The sequence below is a fragment of the Kocuria sp. BT304 genome (genome assembly GCF_003290245.1).
Classification (GTDB): domain Bacteria; phylum Actinomycetota; class Actinomycetes; order Actinomycetales; family Micrococcaceae; genus Kocuria; species Kocuria rhizophila_A.
Genome location: NZ_CP030039.1, coordinates 2,230,490 through 2,256,895 on the forward strand (window position 1 = coordinate 2,230,490; position 26,406 = coordinate 2,256,895).

The 26,406-nt window shown below is 71.6% G+C and carries 23 protein-coding genes, 1 tRNA gene and 1 riboswitch; of the genes, 11 read left to right on the plus strand and 13 right to left on the minus strand.

What is annotated here, in order from left to right; all coding sequences use genetic code 11:
- Positions 1-25: 25 nt before the first annotated feature.
- From DNL27_RS09840 to purU, 3 genes are all read left to right on the plus strand, one after another.
- Positions 26-3,016: a DEAD/DEAH box helicase gene (locus tag DNL27_RS09840; protein WP_229568383.1), complete on the plus strand. Its 2,991-nt coding sequence runs from the start codon at positions 26-28 to the stop codon at positions 3,014-3,016.
- Between the two features lie 67 nt (positions 3,017-3,083).
- Positions 3,084-4,244: a VIT1/CCC1 family protein gene (locus tag DNL27_RS09845; RefSeq protein WP_204360288.1), complete on the plus strand. Its 1,161-nt coding sequence runs from the start codon at positions 3,084-3,086 to the stop codon at positions 4,242-4,244.
- 722 nt (positions 4,245-4,966) lie between these two features.
- Positions 4,967-5,839 carry a formyltetrahydrofolate deformylase gene (gene purU, locus DNL27_RS09850; protein WP_112235440.1) on the plus strand — a complete coding sequence of 291 codons (873 nt, stop codon included), beginning with the start codon at positions 4,967-4,969 and terminating at the stop codon, positions 5,837-5,839.
- 138 nt (positions 5,840-5,977) lie between these two features.
- Here purU and sucD read toward each other — a convergent pair whose 3' ends face one another.
- Together sucD and sucC are read right to left on the minus strand one after the other, a co-directional pair.
- Positions 5,978-6,895, minus strand: coding sequence for a succinate--CoA ligase subunit alpha (gene sucD, locus DNL27_RS09855; RefSeq protein WP_012398885.1), 918 nt, complete (start codon positions 6,893-6,895; stop codon positions 5,978-5,980).
- 32 nt (positions 6,896-6,927) lie between these two features.
- Positions 6,928-8,097: an ADP-forming succinate--CoA ligase subunit beta gene (gene sucC / locus DNL27_RS09860; protein ID WP_012398886.1), complete on the minus strand. Its 1,170-nt coding sequence runs from the start codon at positions 8,095-8,097 to the stop codon at positions 6,928-6,930.
- Between the two features lie 218 nt (positions 8,098-8,315).
- Between sucC and DNL27_RS09865 the strand changes: the two genes are divergently transcribed.
- Positions 8,316-9,062, plus strand: a complete 747-nt coding sequence (locus DNL27_RS09865; RefSeq protein ID WP_041297403.1) for a hypothetical protein — start codon at positions 8,316-8,318, stop codon at positions 9,060-9,062.
- Positions 9,063-9,095: 33 nt separating this feature from the next.
- Here DNL27_RS09865 and pcrA read toward each other — a convergent pair whose 3' ends face one another.
- Entirely contained in the window at positions 9,096-11,552 is a 2,457-nt protein-coding gene (gene pcrA, locus DNL27_RS09870; RefSeq protein ID WP_112235441.1) for a DNA helicase PcrA, read from the minus strand.
- An 86-nt stretch (positions 11,553-11,638) separates the two neighbouring features.
- The gene (locus DNL27_RS09875; protein WP_234449045.1) at positions 11,639-12,370 is read right to left on the minus strand and encodes an integrase; all 732 of its coding nucleotides are present in this window, start codon (positions 12,368-12,370) and stop codon (positions 11,639-11,641) included.
- Positions 12,371-12,478: 108 nt separating this feature from the next.
- Between DNL27_RS09875 and DNL27_RS09880 the strand changes: the two genes are divergently transcribed.
- On the plus strand, positions 12,479-13,180 hold the full coding sequence (locus DNL27_RS09880) for a hypothetical protein (protein WP_112235442.1): 702 nt from the start codon (positions 12,479-12,481) through the stop codon (positions 13,178-13,180).
- Between the two features lie 221 nt (positions 13,181-13,401).
- On the opposite strand, the gene DNL27_RS09885 is transcribed toward DNL27_RS09880, so the two are convergent.
- Positions 13,402-13,474 (minus strand) — tRNA-Arg (locus tag DNL27_RS09885).
- A gap of 61 nt (positions 13,475-13,535) precedes the next feature.
- Here DNL27_RS09885 and DNL27_RS09890 point away from each other — a divergent pair.
- On the plus strand, positions 13,536-14,462 hold the full coding sequence (locus DNL27_RS09890) for a DUF4031 domain-containing protein (RefSeq protein ID WP_112235443.1): 927 nt from the start codon (positions 13,536-13,538) through the stop codon (positions 14,460-14,462).
- A gap of 52 nt (positions 14,463-14,514) precedes the next feature.
- On the opposite strand, the gene DNL27_RS09895 is transcribed toward DNL27_RS09890, so the two are convergent.
- The 4 genes from DNL27_RS09895 to DNL27_RS09910 all read right to left on the minus strand — a co-directional run bounded on the left by DNL27_RS09895 (position 14,515) and on the right by DNL27_RS09910 (position 17,966).
- Positions 14,515-14,802: a hypothetical protein gene (locus DNL27_RS09895; RefSeq protein ID WP_112235444.1), complete on the minus strand. Its 288-nt coding sequence runs from the start codon at positions 14,800-14,802 to the stop codon at positions 14,515-14,517.
- 198 nt (positions 14,803-15,000) lie between these two features.
- Entirely contained in the window at positions 15,001-15,924 is a 924-nt protein-coding gene (locus DNL27_RS09900; protein WP_112235445.1) for a C40 family peptidase, read from the minus strand.
- Positions 15,925-16,155: 231 nt separating this feature from the next.
- Entirely contained in the window at positions 16,156-16,761 is a 606-nt protein-coding gene (locus DNL27_RS09905; protein WP_112235446.1) for a C40 family peptidase, read from the minus strand.
- A 5-nt stretch (positions 16,762-16,766) separates the two neighbouring features.
- Positions 16,767-16,966: riboswitch (cyclic di-AMP (ydaO/yuaA leader) on the minus strand.
- 298 nt (positions 16,967-17,264) lie between these two features.
- The gene (locus DNL27_RS09910; RefSeq protein ID WP_112235447.1) at positions 17,265-17,966 is read right to left on the minus strand and encodes a metal-dependent transcriptional regulator; all 702 of its coding nucleotides are present in this window, start codon (positions 17,964-17,966) and stop codon (positions 17,265-17,267) included.
- A 280-nt stretch (positions 17,967-18,246) separates the two neighbouring features.
- Here DNL27_RS09910 and serC point away from each other — a divergent pair, with 280 nt between their 5' ends.
- The gene (gene serC / locus DNL27_RS09915; RefSeq protein ID WP_112235448.1) at positions 18,247-19,407 is read left to right on the plus strand and encodes a phosphoserine transaminase; all 1,161 of its coding nucleotides are present in this window, start codon (positions 18,247-18,249) and stop codon (positions 19,405-19,407) included.
- 259 nt (positions 19,408-19,666) lie between these two features.
- Here serC and DNL27_RS09920 read toward each other — a convergent pair whose 3' ends face one another.
- From DNL27_RS09920 to DNL27_RS09930, 3 genes are read right to left on the minus strand one after another with little or no spacing between them, the layout of a single operon-like run.
- Positions 19,667-20,890, minus strand: coding sequence for an MFS transporter (locus tag DNL27_RS09920; RefSeq protein WP_112235449.1), 1,224 nt, complete (start codon positions 20,888-20,890; stop codon positions 19,667-19,669).
- 53 nt (positions 20,891-20,943) lie between these two features.
- Complete coding sequence (locus DNL27_RS09925) at positions 20,944-21,639, minus strand: DUF3027 domain-containing protein (protein WP_162627128.1); 696 nt, start codon at positions 21,637-21,639, stop codon at positions 20,944-20,946.
- Positions 21,632-22,015 carry a cold-shock protein gene (locus DNL27_RS09930; RefSeq protein WP_012398899.1) on the minus strand — a complete coding sequence of 128 codons (384 nt, stop codon included), beginning with the start codon at positions 22,013-22,015 and terminating at the stop codon, positions 21,632-21,634. The genes DNL27_RS09925 and DNL27_RS09930 overlap by 8 nt, the downstream gene beginning before the upstream one ends.
- 144 nt (positions 22,016-22,159) lie before the next feature.
- Here DNL27_RS09930 and DNL27_RS09935 point away from each other — a divergent pair, with 144 nt between their 5' ends.
- The 4 genes from DNL27_RS09935 (at position 22,160) to DNL27_RS09950 (ending at position 25,263) form a co-directional block, all read left to right on the plus strand.
- Positions 22,160-22,429: a hypothetical protein gene (locus tag DNL27_RS09935; RefSeq protein WP_012398900.1), complete on the plus strand. Its 270-nt coding sequence runs from the start codon at positions 22,160-22,162 to the stop codon at positions 22,427-22,429.
- A 251-nt stretch (positions 22,430-22,680) separates the two neighbouring features.
- Complete coding sequence (locus DNL27_RS09940; RefSeq protein ID WP_112235451.1) at positions 22,681-23,394, plus strand: response regulator transcription factor; 714 nt, start codon at positions 22,681-22,683, stop codon at positions 23,392-23,394.
- A 4-nt stretch (positions 23,395-23,398) separates the two neighbouring features.
- Positions 23,399-24,871, plus strand: coding sequence for an ATP-binding protein (locus DNL27_RS09945; protein WP_012398902.1), 1,473 nt, complete (start codon positions 23,399-23,401; stop codon positions 24,869-24,871).
- Positions 24,872-24,972: 101 nt separating this feature from the next.
- Entirely contained in the window at positions 24,973-25,263 is a 291-nt protein-coding gene (locus tag DNL27_RS09950) for a WXG100 family type VII secretion target (RefSeq protein ID WP_112235452.1), read from the plus strand.
- 7 nt (positions 25,264-25,270) lie between these two features.
- Here DNL27_RS09950 and DNL27_RS09955 read toward each other — a convergent pair whose 3' ends face one another.
- Positions 25,271-26,386, minus strand: a complete 1,116-nt coding sequence (locus DNL27_RS09955; RefSeq protein WP_112235453.1) for an RNase H family protein — start codon at positions 26,384-26,386, stop codon at positions 25,271-25,273.
- Between the last annotated feature and the right edge of the window lie 20 nt (positions 26,387-26,406).

The following is a 26,406-nucleotide window of genomic DNA, read 5'->3' on the forward strand; positions in this document are numbered from 1 at the left end:
CGCACCGGGCGGTACGGTGGACGCCATGGATGCAGCTGGACGGTTCACGGATGCCCGCATGCCCGGCGCGGGCCCGGACTGGCGCAGTGAACTCTCCCGTATCGTGCCCGGCACGGACTCCGGGCGCACCGTCGCGGACCCGGACTCCGGGCCCGCCGTGGCCCTGGAGCTGGACCTGTTCCGCGAGCAGAACCGCACCCCGAGGGCGTGGCGGAAATCACCCGAGGAGACCCCCCTGGTGCTCACGGCCCGCCCCGTGCTGCGCGGCCGGCGCGGGTGGGTGCAGAGCGGGATCGACTGGGGCAACCTGGCCTCCCACGAGCGCTCCGGCACGCTGGACGCCGAGCAGCTGGACTGGTTCGAGGAGCTGCGCGCACTGTCCGAGTCCCACCGCGGCAGCTACGCCGCGGAGCGCCACCAGCTGCATCTGGAGCGCTACACCTCCCCGCTGCTGTGGCCCATCCTGGCCCGCGCGCAGCGGCTGGGGATACCGCTCGTCTCGCGGGGCACCGGGGCCCCCGTGGTGCTCGAGCAGGACGGTCGCTTCGAGGTGCGGGTGGACCCGGGCGAGCACGGGGAGCTGAGCCTGCACCCCCGTCTGGTGGTGGGCGAGCACGAGATGCCCCTGCGCTGGACGCGCATCATCGGTCAGCCCGGCCACGGCCTGTTCTACCCGGCGGCGGATCCGGAGGCGCTCGAGCACGCCGAGGACCTCAACCGCTTCCCGCTGCACCTGGTGGCGCTGGGCACCCGGCTCAACCAGCAGCAGCGCTCGTTCCTGGACCGCGCGGAGACCCTCACCGTGCCGCAGGACGGCGTGGAGGAGTTCTTCGAGACCTACTTCCCCCGGCTGCACCAGAGCATGCACGTGACCGCCGGGGAGGACTCCCTGGTGCTGCCGCAGGTGGCGGATCCCGAGTTCGTGCTGAGCGTGCACCACGACGACCTCACCGAGCGGGTGGAGTGGGAGTGGGAGTACCAGAAGGGCCGCGAGCGGGTGCGGCTGCCGTTCCGGCCGCTGGACCCCCTCGGGGACGAGGCCGTGGCGCGCGAGGCCCGCTGGGAGTCGTCCATGGTCCAGGCCGTGCACCGCCGGGTCCCCGAGCTCGACTTCAAGCGCAGCTCCTACGCCGCCGAGGACGCCCTGACCCTGCTGCGCGAGTGGCTGCCGCAGCTGCGCCGGATCCCGGACCTGCGCATCGAGCAGACCGGCGGGGCCCCCGCGTACCGGGAGGTCACCGACCCCACCGAGATCACCGTGTCCACGGCCCCCACGGAGCACCACGACTGGTTCGGGCTCGGGGTGACCGTGAAGGTGGGCGAGCACTACCTGCCCTTCTCGGAGATCTTCCAGGCCCTGGACCGCGGCCAGGACGTGATGCTGCTGCGGGACGGCTCCTACTTCTCCCTGGACCGCCCGGAGTTCACCCGGCTGCGCACACTGATCGCCGAGGCGCGCACCCTGCAGGAGGACAGGAGCGCGCCGCTCGCGCTCAACCGCTACCAGTCCAGCCTGTGGGAGCAGTTCGAGGAGCTCGCCACGGACACGCAGCAGGCCGAGCAGTGGCGCACGGGCGTGCGGGCACTGGCCCACCTGGACGAGGTGCCCTCTCCCCCGGTGCCGGCCGGGCTGCAGGCCACGCTGCGCCCCTACCAGTACGAGGGCTACCGGTGGCTGAGCTTCCTGTGGGAGCACGAGCTCGGCGGGATCCTCGCGGACGACATGGGCCTGGGCAAGACCGTGCAGAGCATCGCCGCGATGCTGCGGGCCGTGTCCCGCGACCCGCAGCTGCCGCCGTTCCTGGTGGTGGCCCCCACGTCCGTGGTGGCCAACTGGTCCGCGGAGCTCACGCGCTTCGCGCCCTCCCTGGACGCCACCGTGCTCACCAGCACCCGGGACTCCGTGGCCACCGCCGCGCGGGAGTCCCACGTGGTGCTCACCTCCTACGCCCTGCTGCGCCTGGACGCCGAGGCCTACCAGGCGGTCGAGTGGGCCGGGGCGGTCATGGACGAGGCGCAGTTCGTGAAGAACCCCCGCACCAAGGCCTACCGCGCCGTCAAGAACCTGCGGGCCCGCACGCGCCTCGCCATCACCGGCACCCCCATGGAGAACAGCCTCTCCGAGCTGTGGTCCCTGCTGTCCCTGACCGCCCCGGGGCTCTTCCCGTCCCGCAAGCGCTTCACCGAGCACTACCAGCGGCCCATCGAGCGCGCGATGGACTCGGACGCCCTCGCGCGGCTGCGGGCCCGGATGCGGCCGTTCATGCTGCGGCGCACCAAGGCGGACGTGGACCTGCAGCTGCCGCCCAAGCTCGAGCACGTGCTGCCCGTGGGCCTCAACGCCGAGCACCGCGCGGCGTACGACCGCCGGCTGCAGCGGGAGCGGGCCAAGATCCTGGGGCTGCTGCGCGACTTCGACAAGAACCGCTTCACCATCTTCCAGTCCCTGACCACGCTGCGGATGCTCGCCCTGGACCCGGCCCTCGTGGACCCGGAGTCCACCGCGGCGTCCTCCAAGCTGGACGCGCTGTTCGAGCAGCTGCCCCAGCTGCTGCAGGAGGGCCACCGGCCCCTGGTGTTCAGCCAGTTCACGAGCTTCCTGAAGATCGTGGCCCGGCGCCTGGACGAGGCCGGGATCGCCTACGCCTACCTGGACGGCAGCACCAAGGACCGCGCCGCGGCCCTCGAGACGTTCCGCAGCGGCCGGGCACCCGTGTTCCTGGTGAGCCTCAAGGCCGGGGGCTTCGGCATCAACCTCACCGAGGCGGACTACTGCTACCTGCTGGACCCGTGGTGGAACCCGGCGGCGGAGAACCAGGCCGTGGACCGCACCCACCGGATCGGGCAGACCCGCAAGGTCATGGTCTACCGCATGGTCGCCCAGGACACCATCGAGGAGAAGGTCATGGAGCTCAAGGCCCGCAAGGCGGAGCTGTTCTCGGCCGTGCTCGACGACGACCAGGTGTTCTCCTCGACCCTGGACGCCGAGGACATCAAGGCGCTGCTCGAGCCGTGAGGCCCCGGACGCCCAGCTTCGGGGACCCGAATTCAGCCCCGCGGCCTCCTGCGTAAGATCCGTGAGCATGCCTGAGCCGCACAGCACCCCGACCGCCCTATCCGAGACCCCCGACCCCACGCCCGCCCAGATCCGCCGGTGGCGGCACTACCTCGCGGACGAACTGGCCGAGGCACAGACCTACGAGCACCTGGCCCGGCACAGCACCGGGCGCCACGCCGAGATCCTGCACCGGGTGGCGGAGGGCGAGGGACGCCACGCGGAGCACTGGCGGCGCCTGCTCGGGCCCCACGCAAAGCGCACGGTGCGCCCCGGGTTCGAGGCCCGCGTGCTCATGTTCCTGGCCAGGCACGTGAGCTCCGTGTTCGTGCTGGCCCTGCTGCAGCGCGCGGAGTCCCGTTCCCCGTACCGCGAGGACCCGGACGCCACCCCCGCCATGGCCGCGGACGAGGCGGTGCACGAGGAGATCATCCGGGCCCTGGCCACGGACGGCCGCACCCGGCTCTCCGGCAACTTCCGGGCTGCGGTGTTCGGTGCGAACGACGGCCTGGTGTCCAACCTCGCGCTCGTGATGGGCGTGGGGGCCACGGGCACGGCCAGCTCCATGGTGCTGTTCTCGGGCATCGCAGGGCTGCTCGCGGGGGCCCTGTCCATGGGCGCCGGGGAGTTCGTGTCCGTGCGCTCCCAGCGGGAGCTGCTGGACGCCTCCCAGCCCACCCAGGTGACGCTGCGGGTGGCCCCCTCCCTGGACCTCGACGCGAACGAGCTCACCCTGATCTACCGGGCCCGCGGGATGAGCGAGGAGGCCGCCGAGCACCGCGCCGCCGAACGCCTCGGCCACTTCGACTGCGACTGCGATCCCTCCCTGTCCTTCCAGGACGAGAAGGCGCGGGCGGCCCTGTCCGAGGAGGCCGAGCCCGCCTCCTCCGGCGACGACGAGCACCAGGCCCTGGGCACCGACCTCGGGGCGGCGGCCTCCAGCTTCTGCTTCTTCGCCTCCGGGGCCGTGATCCCGATCCTGCCCTACCTGTTCGGGCTGGGTGGCGGACTCGCGCTGGTGGTGGGCATGGCACTCGTGGGGGCGGCGCTGCTGGTCACGGGCGGCTTCGTGGGCCTGCTCTCGGGGGCATCGCCGCTCAAGCGGGGCCTGCGCCAGCTGGGGATCGGCTACGGGGCGGCCATTGCCACGTACCTGCTGGGGCTCGCGTTCAACACCGGGGTGGCCTGACGCCGCCGACGGGCCGCCGGCGGGCCGAGTGGTGGCCTGGTGGGGGCCGCAGGCGGGCTGCGGGCGGACTGGGGGCACCACGACGCCGCCCGGTGGCCCCGCGCCACGGCGACCGGTCCACGCCTCCTCACCTCCGCAACCTTCCGGACCGGACCCCAGCTGTCCCCTCTAATGCCCACAACTGGATGACCCCTCGTGGAGATTAGCGATAATTCGCACCTGCTAATGTGCCATAAATCACCGATATACAGTGTTTGCCCTAGTCAGAGCCGCTTTGTGCATTCATGGACGGCCCGGTGAGCGCATTGTGGGGGTGGGCCGAACGGGGCGGAGGCGTTCTATGTGTTTTCACCGGCTCCGAGACGTCTGGGAAGTTCGGATATTCTTGTCCCGTGGTTCTCTGAACCACCGCAACGGGAGACTTCGCACAGGGAAACCGCCACACCTGCACTGGGGGGTGCACTGTGGCAGGTGCTGTGCGTCGATAGCCGCTCAGCCCACGGCTTGATCCCGTTGAGGCGTTATCGCCTGCCGGTGGCCGCTGGTTCTCTCACAGAGGCGCACCTCTCCCCGCGCCGGACGGGCTCCTACCGTCCGCTCTCGCGGCCACCGGTCGATAACGCCCCTGACCCGGCGATAAAATCGACGCCGGTCCACGGCGCCGCAGTTCTGCCGCCCCGCGGACCACCGATCCGTCCCGTGACCCCAGGAGCACCCCCAGCATGTCGGCCCACCAGCCCACGCCCGACGAGCACGTCCTCACCGCCCACTGCCCCGAGGCCTACGGTCTCGTGAGTGCCGTGGCCTCCAACCTCACCGGCCAGGGCTGCGACATCTTCGACGTCAAGCACTTCTCGGACCGCCACGACAACGAGTTCTTCATCCGCTGCCACACCATCAGCGCCCCGGGGACCGTGACCACCGAGTCCCTGGTGGAGGGTTTCCGCCCCGTGGCCGAGAAGCACGGGATGCGTTTCCGTCTCGTGGAGGCCCGCCGCAAGACCCGGGTGCTGGTGATGGTCTCCAAGATCTCCCACTGCCTCGCGGACCTGCTGCACCGCGCGCACGTCGGCTCGCTGCCCGTGGAGATCGTGGCCGTGGTGTCCAACCACACGGACCTGCGCCCGCTCGTGGACTTCTACGGAGTGCCGTTCCACCACGTGCCCGTCACACCGAACACCAAGGCCCAGGCCGAGGCGGAGCTGCTGCGCCTGGTGGACGCCCACGACACCGAGCTGGTGGTCCTGGCCCGCTACATGCAGATCCTCTCGGACGAGCTCACCCGGTCCCTCGCGGGCCGGTGCATCAACATCCACCACTCGTTCCTGCCCTCGTTCAAGGGCGCCAAGCCCTACCACCAGGCCTACGAGCGCGGCGTGAAGATGGTGGGGGCCACCGCGCACTACGTCACGCCGGACCTGGACGAGGGGCCGATCATCGCGCAGGACGTGATCCCCGTGGACCACGCCCACACCCCGGCGGACCTCGTCTCCGCGGGCTCCGACGCCGAGGCCCAGACCCTCTCGCGCGCCGTGCGGTGGCACGCCGAGGGCCGGGTGGTGATCTCCGGCAACCGCACCATCGTGCTGGCCTGAGAGCCGCCCTGCCCACCCCGAGCGCGCCGGTCCGGCCCGAGCGCACCGGACCGGCCCACGACGAGAACGACGCCGCTCCCCCACCGAGGTGGGCGAGCGGCGTCGTCGTGTCAGTCGCCCGGGAGAACCGGGAACCGGTCACTTGCCGTCGAAGATCTCCCGCATGAGCTGCGCGGTCTCCGAGGGGGTCTTGCCGACCTTGACCCCGGCGGCCTCGAGGGCCTCCTTCTTGGCCTGGGCCGTTCCGGAGGAGCCGGAGACGATGGCGCCGGCGTGGCCCATGGTCTTGCCCTCGGGAGCGGTGAAGCCCGCCACGTAGCCCACCACGGGCTTGGTGACGTTGGCCTTGATGAAGTCAGCAGCGCGCTCCTCGGCGTCGCCGCCGATCTCGCCGATCATCACGATGGCCTCGGTCTCGGGGTCCGCCTCGAACGCCTCGAGGGCGTCGATGTGGGTGGTGCCGATGACCGGGTCGCCGCCGATGCCGATGGCGGTGGTGAAGCCCAGGTCACGCAGCTCGTACATCATCTGGTAGGTCAGGGTGCCGGACTTGGAGACCAGGCCCAGCTTGCCCTTGCCGGTGATGTTGGCCGGCGTGATGCCCAGCAGCGACTCCTCCGGGGAGATGATGCCGGGGCAGTTCGGGCCGATGATCCGGGTCTTGGGCTTGCCGTCCGCACCGGTGTTGGCCTGGGAGTGGGCCCAGAACTCGGCGGAGTCCTGCACGGGGATGCCCTCGGTGATCACCACGACCAGCGGGATCTCGGCGTCGATGGCCTCGATCACGGCGTCCTTGCAGAAGGCCGGCGGCACGAAGACGATCGACGCGTTCGCGCCGGTCTCCTTCATGGCCTCGCTCACGGAGCCGTAGACCGGCAGCTCGACGGCGTTGCCGTCCTTGTCCTGGTGGCTCACGGTGGTCCCGGCCTTGCGGGCGTTGACACCGCCCATCACCTGGGTGCCGGCGGCGAGCATGCGCGCGGTGTGCTTGGTGCCCTCGCCGCCCGTGATGCCCTGAACGATGACCTTGGAGTCCTTGTTCAAAAAGATCGACATGTCTTCTTCCTGGTAGCTGTGCTCGGGGGCGGTTACTTGGCGGCGTGGGCGAGCTCGGCGGCCTTGTCGGCGCCGGCGTCCATGGTGTCCGCGGTGGTGATCAGCGGGTGGTTGGCCTCGCGGAGGATCGCGCGGCCCTCGTCCACGTTGTTGCCGTCCAGGCGCACCACGATGGGCTTGGTGGCGGAGTCGCCGAGGATCTCCAGGGCCTTGACGATGCCGTTGGCCACGGCGTCGCACGCGGTGATCCCACCGAAGACGTTGACGAACACGGACTTCACCTGGGGGTCGCCCAGGATCACGTCCAGGCCCGCGGCCATGACCTCGGCCGAGGCGCCGCCGCCGATGTCCAGGAAGTTGGCGGGCTTGACGTCCCCGTGCTTCTCACCGGCGTAGGCCACGACATCCAGGGTGGACATGACCAGACCCGCACCGTTGCCGATGATCCCGACCTCGCCGTCGAGCTTGACGTAGTTGAGGTCGTTCTCCTTGGCCTTCTCCTCCAGGGGATCGGCCGTGGTCTTGTCCGCGAGCTCGGCGTGCTCCGGGTGGCGGAACGCGGCGTTGTCGTCCAGGGACACCTTGCCGTCCAGGGCGAGGATCTCGCCGTCACCGGTCTTGACCAGGGGGTTGACCTCCACCAGGGTGGCGTCCTCCTTGGCGTAGACCTCCCCGAGCTTCACGAGCACGGGGATGACCTTCTCAGCGGTCTCGGCGTCGAACTTGGCCTGCTCCACGATCTCGCGGGCCTTGGCCTCGGTGATGCCGTCCGCGGGGCTGACGTCTACGCGGGCCAGGGCGTCCGGGCGCTCGACGGCGAGCTGCTCGATCTCCATGCCGCCCTCGACCGAGCACATGGCCAGGTAGGAGCGGTTGGCGCGGTCCAGCAGCACGGAGAAGTAGTACTCCTCGGCGATGTCCGCGCCCTGCGCGATCATCACGCGGTGCACGGTGTGGCCCTTGATGTCCATCCCCAGGATCTGCTGGGCGTACTCGTAGGCCTCCTCCGGGGTCTTCGCGACCTTGACGCCGCCGGCCTTGCCGCGGCCGCCCACCTTGACCTGGGCCTTGACGACGGTCACGCCGCCGATCTTCTCTGCGGCTGCCTTGGCTTCTTCTGGGGTAGTGGCGACGATGCCGGCCAGCACGGGAACACCGTGCTTCTCGAACAGGTCGCGTGCCTGGTACTCAAACAGGTCCACGGATAGGTGTCCTTCTGCGTCGAGGTGTGTCGTTCCGCGCCGGGAACCCCCGGCTGGAGCGACCTGATGTGGGGGGATGCGGCGCATCGGCGCGCTCACAGTGCCCTCACCGCGATTTTAGTCCATGGGGCCAGGTTTCGCCGTACTCCAGTGAGTGGACGGGGCCCGCCCCTCCGCGGGATTCCGTGGCGCGGCCGCGGTGCTGGTTGACTGGGCCCATGCGATGGATCGGAGTGCCGGACGTGTGGGACGCCAGGGAGGCGGATCCCGGGTTCATGGCTTCGCTCGCCACATTCGCCGTGCTGGGCCTCGGTCTCGACCTCGTGGTGGACGGCACCGTGCTGACCCTCACGGGCACTGTGCCCACCCTCTATCCCCTGGGCTGGCAGGCCGTCGTGTGGGCCGGTCTCGGGATCCTGTGGTGGTTCACGGCCCGGGCGCTCGTGCTGTGGTCCCGACGCCGGGGCGTGGACCCCCTGCCCAGCGGCACCCCGGACGGTCGCGACGACGCCGCCCTCGACCACCGCGCGTGGCGCACGGTCCTGGGGTGCGCCGTGGGTGCCGTGGTGGTGGCGATCGTGCTCCCCGCACTGCTGGGCGTCCCGGGGCTGGCGCCCGTGGAACGCTTCGCCACGCTGTACGAAGCCTACGGTGCGGCGTCGTGGGTGGCGGTGCTCGCGTGGCTGGTCCGCCTCGTGGGCCGGTGCGCGGTGCTTGCAAGCATCCTCGCGTACGCGCACCGGGCCGTGCTGAGCGTGGTGACGTTGCGCGGCGCACGGTGGGTGCCGTGGGGCGGGCTGGCGCTCGGAGCGGTCACGGGTGCCGTGGCCCTGCTCTCCCGCGGCCCGGCCGTGGCGCTGAGCACCCTGGTGGTGTGCACGCTGCTGGGCGTGGTGCACGTGCGCGGCGGCGAGTCCCTGCGCATCACCGCGCCGTTCACCCTGCTGGCCTTCGCGGTGCTCTGAGCGCGGGCGCCCCCGCGCGGAGTCCCGCAGTTCTCAGGAGACCTTGGTCATGGGCGCGTAGCGCAGCAGCAGCCGCTTCTCCTCCGCGCCGAAGCGCACCTTCGCCACGGTCTTGTCCCCGCTGCCCTCGAGCGCGACCACCGATCCGCGGCCGAAGGCCTTGTGCTCCACGGCGTCCCCCACGCTGAGCGAGGGGATCTCCCGGTTCGGCTCCACCCGCGAGGGCGAGAGCCTGCGGAACGTTGCCCCGGAACCGGCACCGGCGCCCCAGGAGGAGCCCCGCAGCGGGTCGCGGGTTCCGCCCCCGGAGCCCGCGTGGACGGGCGAGCCCCAGCCTCCGGACGCGGCCGCGCCCTCGCGCTTCCAGTCGATGAGGTGCGCGGGGATCTCGTCCAGGAACGGACTGGCCGGGTTGAACTGGGACTGGCCCCACAGGGAACGGGACTCCGCGCGGGTGATGTAGAGCCGCTGCCGGGCCCGAGTGATGCCCACGTACGCGAGCCGCCGCTCCTCCTCCATGCTGGAGGGGTCCGCGAAGCTGCGCTGGTGCGGGAAGATCCCGTGCTCCATGCCGGTGAGGAACACCACCGGGAACTCCAGGCCCTTGGCGGTGTGAAGCGTCATGAGGGTCACGACCCCCTGGTCGCGGGCTTCCTCGACCTCCTGGGCGATCTGCTGGGCGCTCGCCGTGCCCTCAGCGGCGGTGTCCGGGCGCGAGGGGATCTGGTCCGCGTCCGCCACGAGGGCCACGTGCTCCAGGAACTCTCCCAGGCCGGCCTCCGGGCGGTCCTTCTCGAACTCGCGCACCACGGCCACGAGCTCCGCCAGGTTCTCCACGCGGGACTCGTCCTGCGGGTCCGTGGAGGTGCGCAGGGCCTCCAGGTAGCCGGACTGCTCCAGCACGGCCTCGAGCACCGCGGTCACGGACGCACCCTGGGCGAGCTCGCCCAGGTCGTCCATGAGCTGGGCGAACGTGCGGATCGCGTTGGCGGAGCGCGTGGCGAGCCCCGGCGCCTCGTCCAGGCGGTGCATCGCCTCGGAGAACGAGATGCCCTCACGGTCCGCGAGCGCCGCGATGGACCCCTGGGCGCGGTCCCCGATCCCGCGCTTGGGCTCGTTGACGATGCGTCGCACCGTGATGTCGTCCGCTGGGTTGGCGATCGCGCGCAGGTAGGACATGGCGTCCTTGATCTCCTTGCGCTCGTAGAACCGCGTGCCGCCCACCACCTTGTAGGGCAGCCCCACGCGCATCAGGATCTCCTCGAGGGAGCGCGACTGGGCGTTGGTGCGGTAGAACACGGCCACGTCCCCGGGGCGGATCCCGTGCTCGTCCTGGAGCCTGTCGATCTCCTCCGCGATGAACCGGGCCTCCTCGTGCTCGTTCTCCGCGGCGTAGCCCACGATGGGGGCACCGTCCCCCTCGGCGGTCCACAGCTTCTTGTCCCGGCGGTCCGCGTTCTGGGAGATCACCGCGTTGGCCGCGGAGAGGATGTTCTGCGTGGAGCGGTAGTTCTGCTCCAGCATGATGGTGCGCGCGGCCGGGAAGTCCCGCTCGAAGTCCGTGATGTTGCGGATGTCCGCCCCGCGGAACGCGTAGATGGACTGGTCCGAGTCCCCCACCACCGTGAGCTCGGCCGGGGGGATCCCGGACTCGTCCGTGTGACCGGGCGAGTCCCCGCCCACGAGCTCGCGCACCAGTGCGTACTGGGCGTGGTTGGTGTCCTGGTACTCGTCCACGAGCACGTGGCGGAAGCGCCGGCGGTAGTACTCCAGCACCTGGGGAAAGGCCCGGAACATGTGGACGGTCTCGCCGATGAGGTCGTCGAAGTCCATGGCGTTGGCCGCCCGCAGCCGCTGGGTGTACCCGCGGTACACCTGGGCCACGGCGGACTCGAACGGGTCCGTGGAGCTCGCCCGGGCCAGGCAGGTCTCGTCGTCCACGAGCTCGTTCTTCAGCGCCGAGATCCTGTGCTGGATGGCTTTGGGGGCGAAGCGCTTCGGGTCCAGCTCGTGCTGCTTGGCCACCTGGGTGATCAGCCGCAGCGAGTCTGCGGAGTCGTAGATGGAGAAGTTGGTGTTCAGCCCCAGGGTCTTGGCCTCCCGGCGCAGGATCCGCACGCACAGGGAGTGGAACGTGGAGATCCACATGGTGCGGGCGGAGTCCCCCACCAGCTCGGCGATCCGCTCGCGCATCTCCGCGGCGGCCTTGTTGGTGAACGTGATGGCGAGGATCTCCCCGCGCCGTGCCCGGCCGGTGGCCAGCAGGTGGGCGATCCGGTGGGTCAGCACCCTGGTCTTGCCCGAGCCCGCGCCAGCGACGATGAGCAGGGGCGCCCCCGCGTGCTCGACCGCGGCGCGCTGGGGCTCGTTGAGCCCCGCCACGAGCTGCTCCGGGGACGCGACGGCATCGGACGGCTCGTGCGGGGCCCCGGCGGTCGAGGAGCGCACCGAGGCGGCGGAGAGCAGCGGGTTGTCAGAGAGGTAGTCCATGGTGCGCCCAGTCTATCGAGGGGCTCGGACGCGCTGACGGGCGGGGTTGCCCGCCCGAGGAACCCCCGGCCGGGTGCTCGCCGCCCTCACACGTAGCGGGGTTCCACCTGGTGGCGTCCGTTGGCGTCCTCGACCCACAGCTGGGAGTCCGCCACCGTGACCCGCACGGGGGACTGCAGCACGAGGTCGTCGTCGGACAGCTCGTCGGGGACCTGATCCGGTCCGCCGCAGATGGTGGTGACCTCGCCGTCCGTGACGTCCACGTGGCGCAGCGCGTGGTTGCCGGTGTCGGCCACGACCACCGAGCCGTCGTAGAGCATCTGCAGGTCCTCGGGGTGGTCGAGCCTGGCCTCCGTGGCGGGACCGTCCTGGTAGCCCGCACCGTGCCGGCCGACCACCGTGACCACGTGGGGATCGCCGTCGGGCCGGTCCGTGTCGATCGTGAGGCACCGCAGGGAGGAGGAGTCCCGGTCCACGAACCACAGCCGGCCGTCCCCGCCCTCCGTGATGGACACCGTGGCGGCGAACTTGGCCTGGGCCACCCGGCCGTCCCGGCGCCCGGGCTCCCCCGTGCCCGCCCACTCCTGCAGGACGTCCGTGTAGGCGTCCCAGCGGAAGAGCTGGTGGCGGTCGGGGACCGCCGCGACCACGGCGGAGAGCTTGTGGGACCAGACGATGTCGGCCATGCGGGCACCGGCCAGGACGGAGCAGTCGATCCTGCGGCGCACGGTGGTGTGGTCCGCCTCGTACAGCGTGAGCTCCGAGCCGTCACCCGCGCTCATGAGCAGACCGTCCGGAAGGCCGATGGAGAGCTCCATGACCGTCACCACCTTTCGCGGTGCCGCTGGGGGCACCTGTCCTCCACCTCGTCCTCGAGCGTGGTCACCCGTCCCTGATCACAGTACGCCCCGGGGGATAATGGGGCCATGGGTATGACCAGAGCGCAGAAGGCCAGGAAGTACGGGGACACCACGGGCGCCGCGCCGGCCGGTTCCACGAGCAGCCGCGGTGCCCGCGTGCGGCCCGTGAGCGTCCACGAGATGCGGGACGGCCAGCTCGCCGCCGAGCCCACCAAGGCCTCCTCCGCCGGGATCCTGGTGGGCGTCGCGTTCTTCGTGGGCCTCGCACTGTGGCTCTACTACCACCTGCTGGTGCTGCAGGGCGTCTCCGGGCACATGGCCGGCGGGGTCACCGCTCCCGAGCTGCTCCCCGGCGGTTTCGCTCCCGAGCACGTGGCGCAGTTCGCGCGCGGGCTGGGTGCGGACGGGCTCACCGAGTACGAGGGCGTCCACGCGACCACGGGCCTGTTCGCCCCCCTGCTCACGAGCCTCGGATGGCTGCTGTTCACCGGTCTGAACACCCCGCAGCGTGCCCGGAAGTGGGTCTACTGGGCCGTGGTCCTGGGCTACGCCGTGGTCTTCGTGGCCGGGAACTCCGCGCTCGACGCCGCCGTGGCCCACCCCGCGGACCGGGACGCCGCTGCGCTCGCCTCCGCGCTGGTGGTCACCCGGTGGGTGCTGTTCGCGGGCCTGGTGCTGATCGCCGTGCTCGTGGTGGTCTCCGTGGTGCGCCGCAAGCTCTCGGACTTCGCCCGCGGAGAGCTCCCGGGCCAGCGCCCGCGCGACTGAGACCGCGATCGCCTGCTCGGGGTCGGGACAGGAGACCGCTCCCCACGCGCTCCGGATGCCCGAGTCCTGATGTGTCGGCATCCTGGCGTACTGGCATCCTCGCGGGCCCGCGTGCCCGGACACGAGTGCGCCCCGCCCGGCGGCGGATTCCCGGCCCCCGTTCCGGGACGTCCGGGGCGGTGCGGGACCGTGGCATCCGCGCACGGGCGGGGCGTGGTGCGTGCCCTCGATTGGATTCGAACCAACGACACCGGCTTTAGGAGAGCCGTGCTCTATCCCCTGAGCTACGAGGGCAACAGTGCCCCACTGTATCCGCGGGAGGTGCGCCCCCGCGAGTCGGGCGCACAATGGGGCCATGACCGTCTACATCGACCCGCCGCGGTGGCCCGCACACGGCACCGTGTTCTCGCACCTGGTCTCGGACCGTTCCCTCGCCGAGCTGCACGCGTTCGCGCGTGAGCTGGGGGTCTCGGAACGCGCGTTCGACCAGGACCACTACGACGTCCCGGCGCACCGTCACGCGGCCGCGGTCGCGCAGGGTGCGGTGGCGGTGGACGGCAAGCAGCTGGCCCGCATCCTGATCCGCAGCGGCCTCCGGATCCCCGCACGACGCCGTCCGGCCAAGCTGGCCACGGCCCTCGCCTCCCGTTGGGAGCGCCACGTCCCGGGCCATGCCCGCCTGGGTGAACAGCTGCGGCAGCGGTGGGGCGAGCCGCACCGCGACTACCACGGTCCCGGCCACCTGCTGGCCGTCCTGGAGGCCCTCGACCTGCTCACGGACGCGGCGCCGTCCCTCGAGCTGGTGCTCGCGGCGTGGTTCCACGACGCCGTGCACGACGGCCGGGCCGGTCAGGACGAGCGCGACTCCGCCGAACTCGCCCGGCGTCTGCTCACCGACGAGAGCTCTCCGCGGGACACGCCGGTGCAGGATCCCGCCACCGCGCAGTGGGGCCCACGGACCGCGGACAGGGTGGCCGAGCTGGTTCTCGTGACCGCCCACCACCGCCCGGACCCGGCGGACCGGGACGCGTGCCTGCTGGTGGATGCGGACCTCTCCGTGCTCGGCGGGAGCGCCGAGGAGTACGAGCGCTACCGGGCTGCCGTTCGGAGGGAGTACGCGCACGTCCCGGAGCCGCAGTTCCGCGCGGCACGCGCGGAGGTGCTGGCCGGGCTGCAGAGGGCGCCCCGGCTGTTCCACGATCCGCGCGCGGTGGAACTGTGGGAGGCGCGGGCCCGGCACAACCTGGACCGGGAGATGGTGGAGCTCACCGCGTCGGTGTGATGGGTTCAGTGTGGCCGTCTCACCGCGGCCGACCCGGCATGCGCTGCTCGGGCTACGCGCGGGTCGCGGGACCGTCCGCGGCGTCGTCGGCGGCACCGGACGGATCTGCCGCTCGGGCGGCGGCGCGGCGGCGTCGGAAGAGGACCGCGGCGAGGACGAGACCCACGATGATGCCCAGCCCGCCGAACACGGAGAGCCACATGGCCACGTGACCCGCGAAGGCTGCCACCACGAACCCCACGACGATCCCGGGCACGGCCCCCGCGAGCATGCCCACGGCGTAGTACGTGAATTCCTGGTCCTGGGGGGTTCTGGCGGCGCTGGAGAAGTCGGTGGACATGGCTCCGATTCTACGTCCCGCCCCTGGACGCCCACCGCACGGGCCGCGGGGCGCGGATGTTAAAAGCGTACGGACCCTGTGGTCGACAGGGTCCGTACGGTCTATCTCGTCCTCATCGGGAGCGGGTACACAACCGGTCCCGACTCGTCACGAGGTGTGGCCCGGTGCCTCGCGGCACCGCACCCAGCTCTGCTGAGCTCAGCCCACGCGGATGAACTCGGGGCCGGAGCCCACGTACGCGGTGGTCTTCACGGTCTGGTTGCCGTTCCAGCCGCCGTGGATGGCCTGGCCGTTGCCGGCGTAGATGGCCACGTGGGCCACGCCCGCGCCGCCGTCGGCGTAGTAGGCGATGTCCCCAGCCTGGGCCTCAGCGGCGGAGACCGAGCGGCCCAGGGACTTGTAGCTCGCGGGCCAGCCGTGGTGGTTGATGCCCACGGCGCGCAGGGCGTTGGACACCAGCGCGGTGCAGTCCTGGTTCACGCCGATCTGGCCCTCGGCGGCACCGAGGATGCCCTGGCCGCTCACGGAGCCCGAGGCGGGCTTGGTCTGCTGGGTGGACTGCGGCGTCACGGTGCCGCCGGTGTTGCTGGCCTTGGCCCGGGTGTCACCGTAGCCCTGGACGTTGTGGTCGGCGACCTGGGAGTGCTGCTGCGCCGCGGTCTCGGCCTGCAGGGTCTGTGCGGTCGGCTCGGCGGCGTGACGGCCCTGCTGGGCCACCGGAGCGGCGGGGGCAGCGGTCTCGGCCACAGGGGTCACGGTCTCGGCCACGGGGGTCACGGTCTCGGCGGCCGGGGCCACCTGGGGAGCCACCGGGGTCACGTCGGCCACGGGAGCGGCCTGGATCGCGGCGGGCTGCGCCGGGGCCTTGGCCTTCTCGGTCTTCTTCTCCTTGGCCTTCTCAGCCTTGTCGGCCTTGGCTGCGGGCTGTGCGGAGACGGTGTTCTCGGAGGCGGGAGCCTCGGACACGGCGGCGGCGGGAGCCTGCTCGTCAGCGTTCTGCGTGGCCTGCACGGACACGGTGGTGGCCAGCGCCAGGCCGGAGAAGGCGGCGACGGCGGCCACGGTGCGGGCCTTGCCGGCGAAGAGGCTCTTGGCGGAGTGGGAAGCGGTTTCGTTCGTCATGCGTGTGGTTTCCTAACACGTTCGTGTCCACCCAGGGCACGGAGGTGTGCAGTGACCGCGACGTTGTCAAACGCAGCTGCGGTTCACCGTCTGTGGGCGGTGCTTTTCTTCTCGTTCAGTCAGTTCGTGCGGCTCGGCCGGGCCCGCACGGTGCGTGCGGGCGTCCCGGCGGCCGGGGATCGCGGTGCGATCCGTGGACCGACGGCGCAGGAGGCCGTCGGTCCCCTCAGATCACCGGACGCTGTAGAAGCCGTCCAGCTGCATGGCGTTCACGGAGTGAACCTGAGTGCCCTGCATGGGGTTGAGGGCGGAGATCATCTGGCCGTTGCCGATGTAGATCCCCACGTGCGAGCCGCCGTTCTGGGAGACCAGATCGCCGGGCTGCGGGTTGGAGGTCGGGGTGCCTGCGGCGAACTGGGCCCACGTGGTGCGGGGCAGGTTGATGCCGTTCTGCGCGTACACCCACTGGGTGAAGCCCGAGCAGTCCCAGGCCTTGAAGCCGGTGCCGCCCCAGACGTAGGCGCCGCCGATGCCCTGGTAGGCCGTGCCCACGGTGCCGCCGGCGGCGTGGTTGGACTGCGTGCTCACACCGGAGCTGGACGCCATGGTGTCCGCGGCCGGGGTGGTGTACGAGGTGTTGTAGGCCTCCAGCGAAGAAGTGGAGGAGGCGTAGGAGGTGGTGGACCCGAGGTCCACGACGTCCGCGGATGCCTGGGCGGGCATCGCGATGCCGGCCACGGCGGCACCGGCCGCCACGGTGGCGACGGTGGTGTTGCGCACGATGTGCGACGAGGCCTCAGCGCGGTGACGGGCAGAGTTGTTCTTCCTGAAAGACATGTGTGTGTTCCTCCCTACGCCTGCGGGGTGAGCTGTCGGGTTCGGATGGGAGACATCCGGCCGCACGTGCTGGTGAGCCGTGCCGGCTTGACCCCTAGGATTCGACGGGCTGTCACGAATCCGGAAGTGGTTCCCCCGCTTCTGCCATGCGGATGTTCTGTGTACGGGTCCCGGTGCGCATGGCAGAACTCGGCGATCGCGTTCGGGAGTGCCGGATCCGACCAGTGATCGGCACGGACACGACTGTACAGGACAGATCACGAAAAAGTCACGTTTTGGTTACAACCGGTCACGGATCGGGCACCAGTGCGGATCAAAGATCGTGATTGATTAGTTTTCAAGAATGAATTGCCATACCCGGGTATGACGACACGCAAGCCACGAAAGCCGCGCTGACAAGCCACGACGCCACGTATCAGGGCAGCAGCGGGCTCCGGATCCATGAGAACGTCCGTGACCATCCACACATCGGGAAGGTCACGGCCGCGAGGGCGTGCGGGGCGTCAGGACCCTGCAGGGGTGACCCTGATGGCGCGCGCCGTGGCGTCGTCGAGGTCCAGGGAGACGTCCGCGTCCAGGTTGGTGACGACCACCCGGTGCTGGTCCCCGGGGTTCGGCTCTGCGGTGACCCGCGAGCCGGTGAGGATCCCCGCCGAGCTGAGCATCTCGATCAGCTCGAGATCCGCCTGCACGACCTCCGGCAGCAGGCGCACGCGGTGCTCGGCGCCGTCGCCGGCCGCCGCGACGTCCCACAGCGTCAGGCCCCCGAAGGCCTCGGTGCCCTGCTCCCCCGCGCCGCGGCCCGGGATCGGGGTGCCGTACGGGGAGAGCTCCGGATCGCCCAGCAGGTCCACCAGGCGGCGCTCCACGCGTTCGCTCATCACGTGCTCCCAGCGGCACGCCTCCTCGTGCACGTGTGCCATGTCCAGCCCCACCACGTCAGCCAAAAGGCGCTCCGCGAGCCGGTGCTTGCGCATCACGGACACCGCGGTGGCGCGCCCGGTGGGGGTGAGTCGCAGCGAACGGTCCTGCGCGACGGACAGCAGTCCGTCCCGTTCCATGCGGGAGACCGTCTGGGACACCGTGGGGCCCGAGTGGTGCAGCCGCTCCACGATGCGGGCCCGCATGGGCGTGATGCCCTCCTCCTCGAGCTCCAGCACCGTCCGCAGGTACATCTCGGTGGTGTCGATCAGGTCGCCGCTCATGGTCCGTCCTCACAGTTCTGCGCACCACGGCGCGCGGGTCTACGGTCCCCGGTCGGGGTCGGTCCAGCCCAGGAATGATTCAGGACGATTGTAGCGAGGTGGCTCACGTCCGCCGGGCCCCGCGCCGCGTCATCGCCCGCGCCGGGGCTCCTCGCGGCACGCGTCGCATCCCGCGTCCCGGGCCCTGCCGGGCTCCGGGGCTTCCGCATCCCGGCGCCGCGCGTCATGGCATCCCGTGTCCCGGCACCCCGTGCACCTCGGGGCCGCGGAGACGGGCACAATGGGGAGACCCGCCTTCGCCCGCCCGCAAGGAGCCCTCGTGACCAGCACACCCGTGATCCCCGCCCACCTGCTGCCCGAGGACGGTCGCTTCGGCGCCGGCCCGTCGCGGGTGCGCCCCGAGCAGCTGGCGGCCCTCGCGCGTGAGGGAACCCGCCTGCTGGGCACGTCCCACCGCCAGAACCCGGTAAAGGACCTGGTGGCCCGCGTGCAGGCGGGTCTCGCGCGGTTCTTCGACCTCCCCGCCGGCTACGAGATGGTCCTGGGTCTGGGGGGTGCCAGCACCTTCTGGGACAGCGCGGCCTTCAGCCTGGTCCGCTCGCGCGCCGAGCACCTGGTGTTCGGCGAGTTCGGAGCGAAGTTCGCGAGCGTCACGGACCGCGCGCCGTTCCTGGAGCGCTCCCACGTGATCGAGGCCCCTGCGGGATCCCGCCCGGCAGGGCCCCGCCCGGAGGCGGGCGTGGACGTCTACGCGTGGCCGCAGAACGAGACCTCCACGGGCGTGGCCATGCCGGTGCGGCGGGTGCCGGTGGACGACGCCCTGACCGTGGTGGACGCCACGTCCGCCGCGGGTGGGATGGCCGTGGACCTCGCGCAGACGGACGTCTACTACTTCTCGCCCCAGAAGAACTTCGGCAGCGACGGCGGGATCTGGTTCGCCGCCTTCTCCCCCGCCGCCCTCGAACGGGTGGAGCGCATCGCGGCCTCCGACCGCTGGATCCCGGACGTCCTGTCCCTGGCCACGGCCGTGGAGAACTCCCGCAAGCACCAGACGTACAACACCCCGGCCCTCGCGGGCCTCGTGATGCTCGACGAGCAGGTGCGCTGGCTCAACGAGCAGGGCGGGCTGCAGTGGGCCGCCGCGCGCACCGCACAGTCCTCCTCGCTCGTCTACGAGTGGGCCGAGTCCAGTCCCGTGGCGCACCCGTTCGTGGCGGAGCCGGAGCACCGCTCCCCGGTGGTCTGCACGGTGGACTTCGACGACGCCGTGGACGCCGCCCGCGTGGCAGGCGTGCTGCGCGCCAACGGTGTGGTGGACGTGGACCCCTACCGCAAGCTGGGCCGCAACCAGCTGCGAATCGCCACGTTCGCGTCCGTCCCCCCGTCGGACGTGCGGGCGCTGCTGGAGTGCATCGACTGGACCGTGGCCGAGCTGGCCTGAGCGCGGACGCGACCGGGCGGCGTCGTCGGCTGCCGGGCCCGACGACGACGCGGGCTGCCGTTCGTGGCGACCCGTCCCGAGCGCCGTGGGGCCGAGACGGTGGGCGCCGCTCCGCCGGACGCCACCCCGCGGGGCGCTGCCAGCTGCCGGGGCCCGTTGCGGGGCTGGTGGCAGTTCCTGGCGAGTTGCCCGGTCCCGAGCGCGGCAGTGCGGGGGTGGTGGGCGCCGGGGTGGTGGACGCCGCCCCCGGGGGACTCCGTCAGCTTGCGGTCGAGGGCACCCCGGGACGCGGCGCCGCGTGCCGCCACGCGTACCACGCGCCGATGAGCGCGCCCGAGAGCCCGGCGAGCACCGCCGAGCCCATGCCCCAGCGCGCGCCGAGCGTGTCGGTGAGCCACCCCACCACGGGCGCACCGATGGGGGTGCCGCCCATGAAGATGGCCATGTACAGGCTCATGACCCGTCCGCGCATGGTGGGCGAGGTGGTGCTCTGCACGTAGGCGTTGGCGGTGGTCATGATGGTCAGGGAGGACACCCCGCACGGGACGAGCCACACCGCGAACAGCCACAGGGCGGGTGCCGTGGCGGCCCCCAGGCACGAGACCGCGAACGCCGCGCATCCGATGAAGACGTAGCGCAGACGGGCCCGCTCCCGCCGGGCCGAGAGCAGCGCACCGGTGACCGTGCCGACGGCCAGGACGGAGTTGAGCACACCGAACTCCTCGGAGCCCTGGCCGAACACGGATCCCGCCATGGCCGCGAGGTACACGGCGAAGTTCATGCCGAACGTGCCGATCATGAAGATGGTGCTCATCACGGCCACGAGGTCCGGGCGGTGCAGCACGTACCCCACGCCCTCGCGGATCTGGCCGCGGGCCCTCCGGGCGCGGGGGGACGGGCGCAGCCGCGTGCCGTCGATCAGCAGGATGGCCCAGATCATCGCCGCGAACGTGAGGGTGTTGAGCATGAACACCCACCCGGTGCCCACCGCGGCGACGAGCACGCCCGCTACGGCCGGCCCGATCAACCGCGCGGAGTTGAAAGAGGTGGAGTTCAGGGCCACGGCGTTGGACAGGTGAGTGTCCGGAACCATCTCGGAGACGAACGTCTGACGCACGGGGGCGTCGAAGGTGGCCACGATCCCCAGTGCCAGGGCAAATCCGTAGACCGTGCCCAGTTCCGCGACCCCGAGCAGCAGCAGGGCCCCGAGCGCCGCGGCGAGCAGCGCCATGACGCCCTGGGTGACCACGAGGATCCGCCGGCGGTCGTAGCGGTCCGCGAGCACGCCCGCGTAGGGCGCCAGCACGAGCTGCGGGACGAACTGCAGGGCCATGACCACGCCCATGGCCGTGGCGTCGTGGTCCGTGAGCTCGTCGAACACGAGCCACGACTGCGCGGTGCGCTGCATCCAGGTGCCGATGTTGGACACCAGTGCGCCCGTGAACCACAGGCGGTAGTTGCGGATGCGCAGGGACCGGAACATCCCGGTCCCCTCCGGTGCCGCGAGGTCCTCCCCCGCGGTCCCGGACCCGCCGACTACGATGACGCGCCGTCCTCGGAGGTCTCCGTGCGCTCCCCGTCCGTGCCGGGTGCACCGGATGCCCCGGCGCTCGCGCCGGTCTCCGCGGAGCCGCCCCGGGCGTCGCCATTGGAGCCGGCAGTGCCGCTCTCCGCGGGCCGCACGGCATCGTCGTCCTGCCCGTCCTGTTCGTTGATGGCCTGCATGCGCTCCTCCCAGGGCACCCACGGGGGCGCGAGGAGGGAGCCGGGGCCGGAGAGCAGCCCGGACTCGCACACGGTGACGTGCTTGCTGCGCGGGGCGCGGGCGACCGTGGCGTACCAGGTCCAGCCGGGGTACCCGGGCAGCGTGCAGTCGAAGAGGTGGGTGAGCAGACGGTCCTCCTGGACCCGCACGCCCAGGTGCTCGCCGATCCCCCGGGCGTCGTGGGCTCCCGCCACCACGGCCTCACGGGCGAGGTCCACGGCGGCCGTGAGCACGGCGTCCTGCTTGGCGGCGCGGGTGCGGGTCCTGGGGCGGGTGGTCGCCCGGGCGGCCCGGCCACTCGTCGCCGCGGCTTCCTCGGCGGGGGCGGTGTCCGCCCCAACGGCGTCCGTGGGCGGGGTGCCGACGACGGCCCCCGGCGCGTCCTGGCGGGCCTCTGGCGAGGCCTCACCCTGACTGCCGCGCTCCCCGGTGCTCTGCTCGTTCTGCTGCTCCACCGGCTCAGACATCGAGCTCATCCGCCACGGTCCGCAGGATGGCCGCGATCTTGTGGCCGTGGGAACGGTCCGGGTAGCGCCCGCGGCGCAGCCCGTTGGACATTCCGTCCAGGAGCCTGATGAGGTCCTCGGTGAGCACGGCCATCTCCTCCGGTGGCTTGCGGGTGTTGCGGGCGACCGAGGGCGGCGCGCTCAGTACGGTCGCGGACAGCGCCTGCGCGCCGCGCTTGCCGTCGGCGATCCCGAAGTCCATCCGCGTGCCGGGCTTCACGGTGGTCACGCCCCTGGGCAGCGCCGACGAGTGCAGGAAGACTTCCTGGCCGTCGTCGGTGGCCAGGAAACCGAACCCCTTGTCTGCGTCGAACCACTTGACCTTGCCCGTGGGCACGCGGATCACCTCAGTCTCTCGTTGTCACGGTGCGGTCACCGCGCCCGGGGCGCGGCACCTTACGAACACCACAGTTTAGCCCTCGCGCGCCCGGGCAACAGTCCGGGTCCCGCGCGCACAACCCCCGCTTGCTACCTTGTGCTCATGCCTGAATCCACTGCCCCCACCACCCCCGCGACCTCCTCCCCCGGCGCGGCCCGCACCCCCGGGCGGGGCATTCCCCCGCTGCTCACCGTGGCCCTCGTGCTGGCCGGCCTGAGCGCCCTGTGCCTCGTGGCCGTCCTCGTGGCCGCCGCGGGGGGCCACGTGCTGTGGCGCGGTGTCACGCTCTTCCCCGCCGTGGTCCTCCCGGTCGCGTTCCTGCTGGTGTGCCTGCAGCTGCTGCGCGGGGCACGACGCCGCTCGGTGCGCTGAGCGGGCCCGGCGCCTGAGCACCCGGGCCGGCAGCGGCGTCGTACCGGACGGGGGCACGGCGCCCGTCCCGGCGACGCCAGCCCGCCGCGCTCGGGACCGTGCTCCCGGGGCGGCGGCCGGGACTCACGTGACTGCCGCCCAGGGAACCGCAGTCCCGCCGGACACGGCGATCCGCACCCACCCGTGGGGCACTCAGAAAGCGACCGGACACAGGCCAGGAAGCGTCCAGGAAACTCGGAGACAATGAGCGCATGAACGCGAAAACTCCCGAAGCGAAGCTGCTCGTCGTGGACGACGAGCCCAACATCCTCGAGCTGCTCGCCACGTCCCTGCGGTTCGCCGGGTTCGAGGTCGTCACCGCCGCCAACGGCCGGGACGCCCTGCTCAAAGCCGAGGCCGAGGACCCGGACCTCGCCGTGCTGGACGTGATGCTCCCGGACATCGACGGCTTCTCCGTGACCCGCAAGCTGCGCGCCGCCGGGCGCCACTTCCCCATCCTGTTCCTGACCGCCAAGGACGACACCGACGACAAGGTGGCCGGGCTGACCGTGGGCGGCGACGACTACGTCACCAAGCCCTTCAGCCTCGATGAGGTGGTCGCCCGCATCCGCGCGGTGCTGCGCCGCACCCAGCCGCTCGAGGAGGAGGACTCCCGCCTGAAGGTGGACGACCTCGTCCTGGACGACGACGCCCACGAGGTCTTCCGCGGCGGGCGCGAGATCGACCTCTCCCCCACCGAGTTCAAGCTGCTGCGCTACCTCATGCTCAACCCCAACCGGGTGCTGTCCAAGGCGCAGATCCTGGACCACGTGTGGGAGTACGACTTCAACGGGGACGCCTCCATCGTGGAGTCCTACATCTCCTACCTGCGCCGCAAGATCGACAACGACCCCGAGCAGCCCTCCCTGATCCACACCAAGCGCGGCGTGGGCTACCTGCTGCGCTCCGCGGACAAGCGCCACTGAGTCCTTGAACCTCCTGGCCCGGCGGTTCCGCTCCGCGTCCCTGCGCTCCCAGCTCATGGCCCTCACGGGCGTGCTGCTGGCCGTCAGCATCCTGGTCACCACCCTGGTGGCCGTCTCGGTGCTGCGGGACTCGCTCGTGACCAGCATGGACCAGGAGCTGCGCCAGTCCATCCCCACGGTGGCCCCCGTGCTCACGGGTGCGCTGCAGGGGGACGTGAGCACCCCCGTGCCCACGTCCGGGTTCCTGCTCGACCGGGACGGACACGTGGTGGCCACGGCGCGCGGCGGGGCGGCGGCCTCCGGGGAGCAGCTGGACCCGGACCTCGGTGCCATGACGCTGGAGTACGTGATCGCCCACGACGGCCAGGCCGAGACCGTGGGATCCGTGGGGGCCTCCGAGCGCACGTGGCGCGTGGTGCCCACCAAGCTCACCATGTTCGACATGTCCGTGGTGGTGGCCGAGCCCCTGGACCGCACGAACACCATCATCTCCGGCGTGGGTCTGCTGACCTTCAGCTTCGGACTGGCCACCCTGATCGCCGCCATGACGGTGGGGTGGGTCATGGTCACACGTGCGTTCCAGCCGCTGCGCCAGGTGGAGGCCACCGCCGCACGGATCGCGGACGGTGACCTCTCCCAGCGCATGGAGGGCTACAACCCCCAGACCGAGATCGGGCAGCTCTCCACGTCCCTCAACGCCATGCTGGGCCACATCGAGGACGCCTTCGACGCCCGCACCCGCTCCGAGACCAAGCTGCGGCGCTTCGTGGCGGACGCCTCCCACGAGCTGCGCACGCCCCTGGTGTCCATCCGCGGCTACTCCGAGCTGTACCGCCACGGGGCCCTGCAGACGCCCGAGGACGTCGGCAAGGCCATGGACCGGATCGAGTCCGAGTCCAAGCGCATGACCCAGCTCGTGGAAGACCTGCTGACGCTGGCCCGGCTCGACGAGCGGCGCGTGGCAGCGACCCGCCCGGTGGACCTGCTGCACCTCGCCTACGACGCCGCCTCGGACGCCCACGCGACCGCACCCGACCGCACCGTGACCGTGCGGGGGCTCGCGGACTCCACCCCCGAGTCCGCATGGGTGCACGGGGACGAGTCCAAGCTGCGCCAGGTGGTGGCGAACCTGCTGACCAACGCGCTGCGCTACACCCCCGCGGGGTCGCCGCTCGAGCTCGCCGTGGGACTCGAACCCGCTGTGGACGGCCGGTTCACCGCCGTGCTGCAGGTCCGGGACCACGGCCCCGGCATCCACGGCCAGGACGCCGAGCGGGTCTTCGAGCGGTTCTACCGGGCGGACTCCTCCCGCACCCGGGAGACGGGCGGCACCGGCCTGGGGCTGTCGATCGTCGCGGCGATCATCGAGCAGCACGACGGCGCCGTGAAGCTCGAGGAGACCGAGGGCGGCGGCGCGACCTTCACCGTGCGGATCCCCCACACGGAACCTGTGGACGACGCCGCACCGGACGCCTAGAGCCCCAGGCCGGAGCTCCCCCTGCCGGCTCGCGCCCCGGCCCTCCTAGCGTGCAGTGCACCGGCACCCCGCCGGGACCCACCGTTCGCAGGAGGAACACCATGGCTCATTTCGTCGTCGACAGTGACACCATCGCCGCCAAGTCCCAGCAGGCCCACGGGCACATCGAGCGCCTCACCGCGGAGGTCGACGGCATGACCTCCACCCTCACGGACCTGCAGGGCTCCTGGACGGGCACGGCGTCCGCGAGCTTCCAGGAGGCGTTCCGCTCCTGGCGCTCCGCCCAGGCCCAGATGGAGCAGGCCGTGGCGCAGATCAACCAGGCCCTGGCCGCCGCAGGCACCCAGTACGCCGAGACGGAGGCCGCCAACACCCGGATGTTCGCCGGGTGAGCCGGGCTCAGTCCTCCGCGGTGACCTGGTGGAAGCGCAGCAGCCAGGGGCCCATCTCGTTGTGCTGGTCCTCGCGGACCCACACGGAGCTGCGGCGGGTCACCACGGAGGGCTCCTCGATCCGGTAGCTCAGGTGGTAGACGTCCGCGGCCACCGCGGTGATGCGCACCTCCTCCAGCTCGCCGGCGGAGCGCACCCCCGGGAAGTCGGCGGCACCCGCAGTGTTACCGGAGCGGTCGATGCACAGCACCCGGGGATGCAGCAGCTCCCCGCCGGAGACCTGCGCGGAGCCCACGGCCACCCCCTGGTGGTCCGCGGGCACGCACACCGCAGCGCGTTCGCGCTGGACGGCGTCCGCCACGAGGTGGGGCGGCCAGGGCTGCGACCCCGGGGCCGCCGGGCCCGCCGGATCGGTTGCAGACAGAGCGGCGAGTTCGGTGAGGAGGTCGTGCGGGGCGGCGTCGTCCACCTCCGCGCGGTTGCGGTCCGATCGGGCGTTCTCCCGACCGGGCTCGTTCCCGGGAGCATCCGGGGCGGGGGTGGCCTCGTGGTCAGCGGTGCCCCTGACGGCTCCGGGACCAGCGCCGGACCCCTGCTGTTCGCCCTGCTCCCCGGCCGAGGGGGACGCCGCCGGACTGGAGGACGCCTCGTCCCGGAATCCCGGCCCCACAGGCATCTGCGCGGGCGGGATCTTGCGCTGGTACGCCATGGCCATGGCCCGGGCCCGTTCGTCCGCGGCCTCGTTGAGCTCGTGGCCAGCATGGCCCTTGACCCACTCGAACGTGACCTTCCGCCCGGACAGCTCACGGTCCAGGGCCTTCATGATGTCCACGTTGAGCACGGGCTTGCCGTCGCGCTTCTTCCAGCCCTTCTTCTTCCACCCCGGCATCCACTTGGTCACCGAGTTGATCACGTACTGGCTGTCGCAGTACACCGTGAGCGCTTCGTCCCGGCGGTGGCGCGTGGCCTCCAGCAGGTCCAGCACGGCCGTGAGCTCGCCCATGTTGTTGGTGCCGTGCGCCCATCCTCCGGCCCGCCACGAGGTGGGGTCGATGTACCAGGCCCAGCCTGCCGGTCCGGGGTTGCCGAGCGCGGAGCCGTCCGCGGAAGCGATGATCGTCATGGTCCCATCCTCCCAAACCC

Bases quoted from the DNA above. Each gene is read 5' to 3' on its own strand.
- DNL27_RS09840 (WP_229568383.1), top strand. From the start codon at position 26: ATGGATGCAGCTGGACGGTTCACGGATGCCCGCATGCCCGGCGCGGGC.
- DNL27_RS09845 (WP_204360288.1), top strand. From the start codon at position 3,084: ATGCCTGAGCCGCACAGCACCCCGACCGCCCTATCCGAGACCCCCGAC.
- purU (WP_112235440.1), top strand. From the start codon at position 4,967: ATGTCGGCCCACCAGCCCACGCCCGACGAGCACGTCCTCACCGCCCAC.
- sucD (WP_012398885.1), bottom strand. From the start codon at position 6,895: ATGTCGATCTTTTTGAACAAGGACTCCAAGGTCATCGTTCAGGGCATC.
- DNL27_RS09865 (WP_041297403.1), top strand. From the start codon at position 8,316: ATGCGATGGATCGGAGTGCCGGACGTGTGGGACGCCAGGGAGGCGGAT.
- pcrA (WP_112235441.1), bottom strand. From the start codon at position 11,552: ATGGACTACCTCTCTGACAACCCGCTGCTCTCCGCCGCCTCGGTGCGC.
- DNL27_RS09875 (WP_234449045.1), bottom strand. From the start codon at position 12,370: ATGGAGCTCTCCATCGGCCTTCCGGACGGTCTGCTCATGAGCGCGGGT.
- DNL27_RS09880 (WP_112235442.1), top strand. From the start codon at position 12,479: ATGGGTATGACCAGAGCGCAGAAGGCCAGGAAGTACGGGGACACCACG.
- DNL27_RS09890 (WP_112235443.1), top strand. From the start codon at position 13,536: ATGACCGTCTACATCGACCCGCCGCGGTGGCCCGCACACGGCACCGTG.
- DNL27_RS09895 (WP_112235444.1), bottom strand. From the start codon at position 14,802: ATGTCCACCGACTTCTCCAGCGCCGCCAGAACCCCCCAGGACCAGGAA.
- DNL27_RS09900 (WP_112235445.1), bottom strand. From the start codon at position 15,924: ATGACGAACGAAACCGCTTCCCACTCCGCCAAGAGCCTCTTCGCCGGC.
- DNL27_RS09905 (WP_112235446.1), bottom strand. From the start codon at position 16,761: ATGTCTTTCAGGAAGAACAACTCTGCCCGTCACCGCGCTGAGGCCTCG.
- DNL27_RS09910 (WP_112235447.1), bottom strand. From the start codon at position 17,966: ATGAGCGGCGACCTGATCGACACCACCGAGATGTACCTGCGGACGGTG.
- serC (WP_112235448.1), top strand. From the start codon at position 18,247: ATGGGGAGACCCGCCTTCGCCCGCCCGCAAGGAGCCCTCGTGACCAGC.
- DNL27_RS09920 (WP_112235449.1), bottom strand. From the start codon at position 20,890: ATGTTCCGGTCCCTGCGCATCCGCAACTACCGCCTGTGGTTCACGGGC.
- DNL27_RS09925 (WP_162627128.1), bottom strand. From the start codon at position 21,639: ATGTCTGAGCCGGTGGAGCAGCAGAACGAGCAGAGCACCGGGGAGCGC.
- DNL27_RS09935 (WP_012398900.1), top strand. From the start codon at position 22,160: ATGCCTGAATCCACTGCCCCCACCACCCCCGCGACCTCCTCCCCCGGC.
- DNL27_RS09940 (WP_112235451.1), top strand. From the start codon at position 22,681: ATGAACGCGAAAACTCCCGAAGCGAAGCTGCTCGTCGTGGACGACGAG.
- DNL27_RS09950 (WP_112235452.1), top strand. From the start codon at position 24,973: ATGGCTCATTTCGTCGTCGACAGTGACACCATCGCCGCCAAGTCCCAG.
- DNL27_RS09955 (WP_112235453.1), bottom strand. From the start codon at position 26,386: ATGACGATCATCGCTTCCGCGGACGGCTCCGCGCTCGGCAACCCCGGA.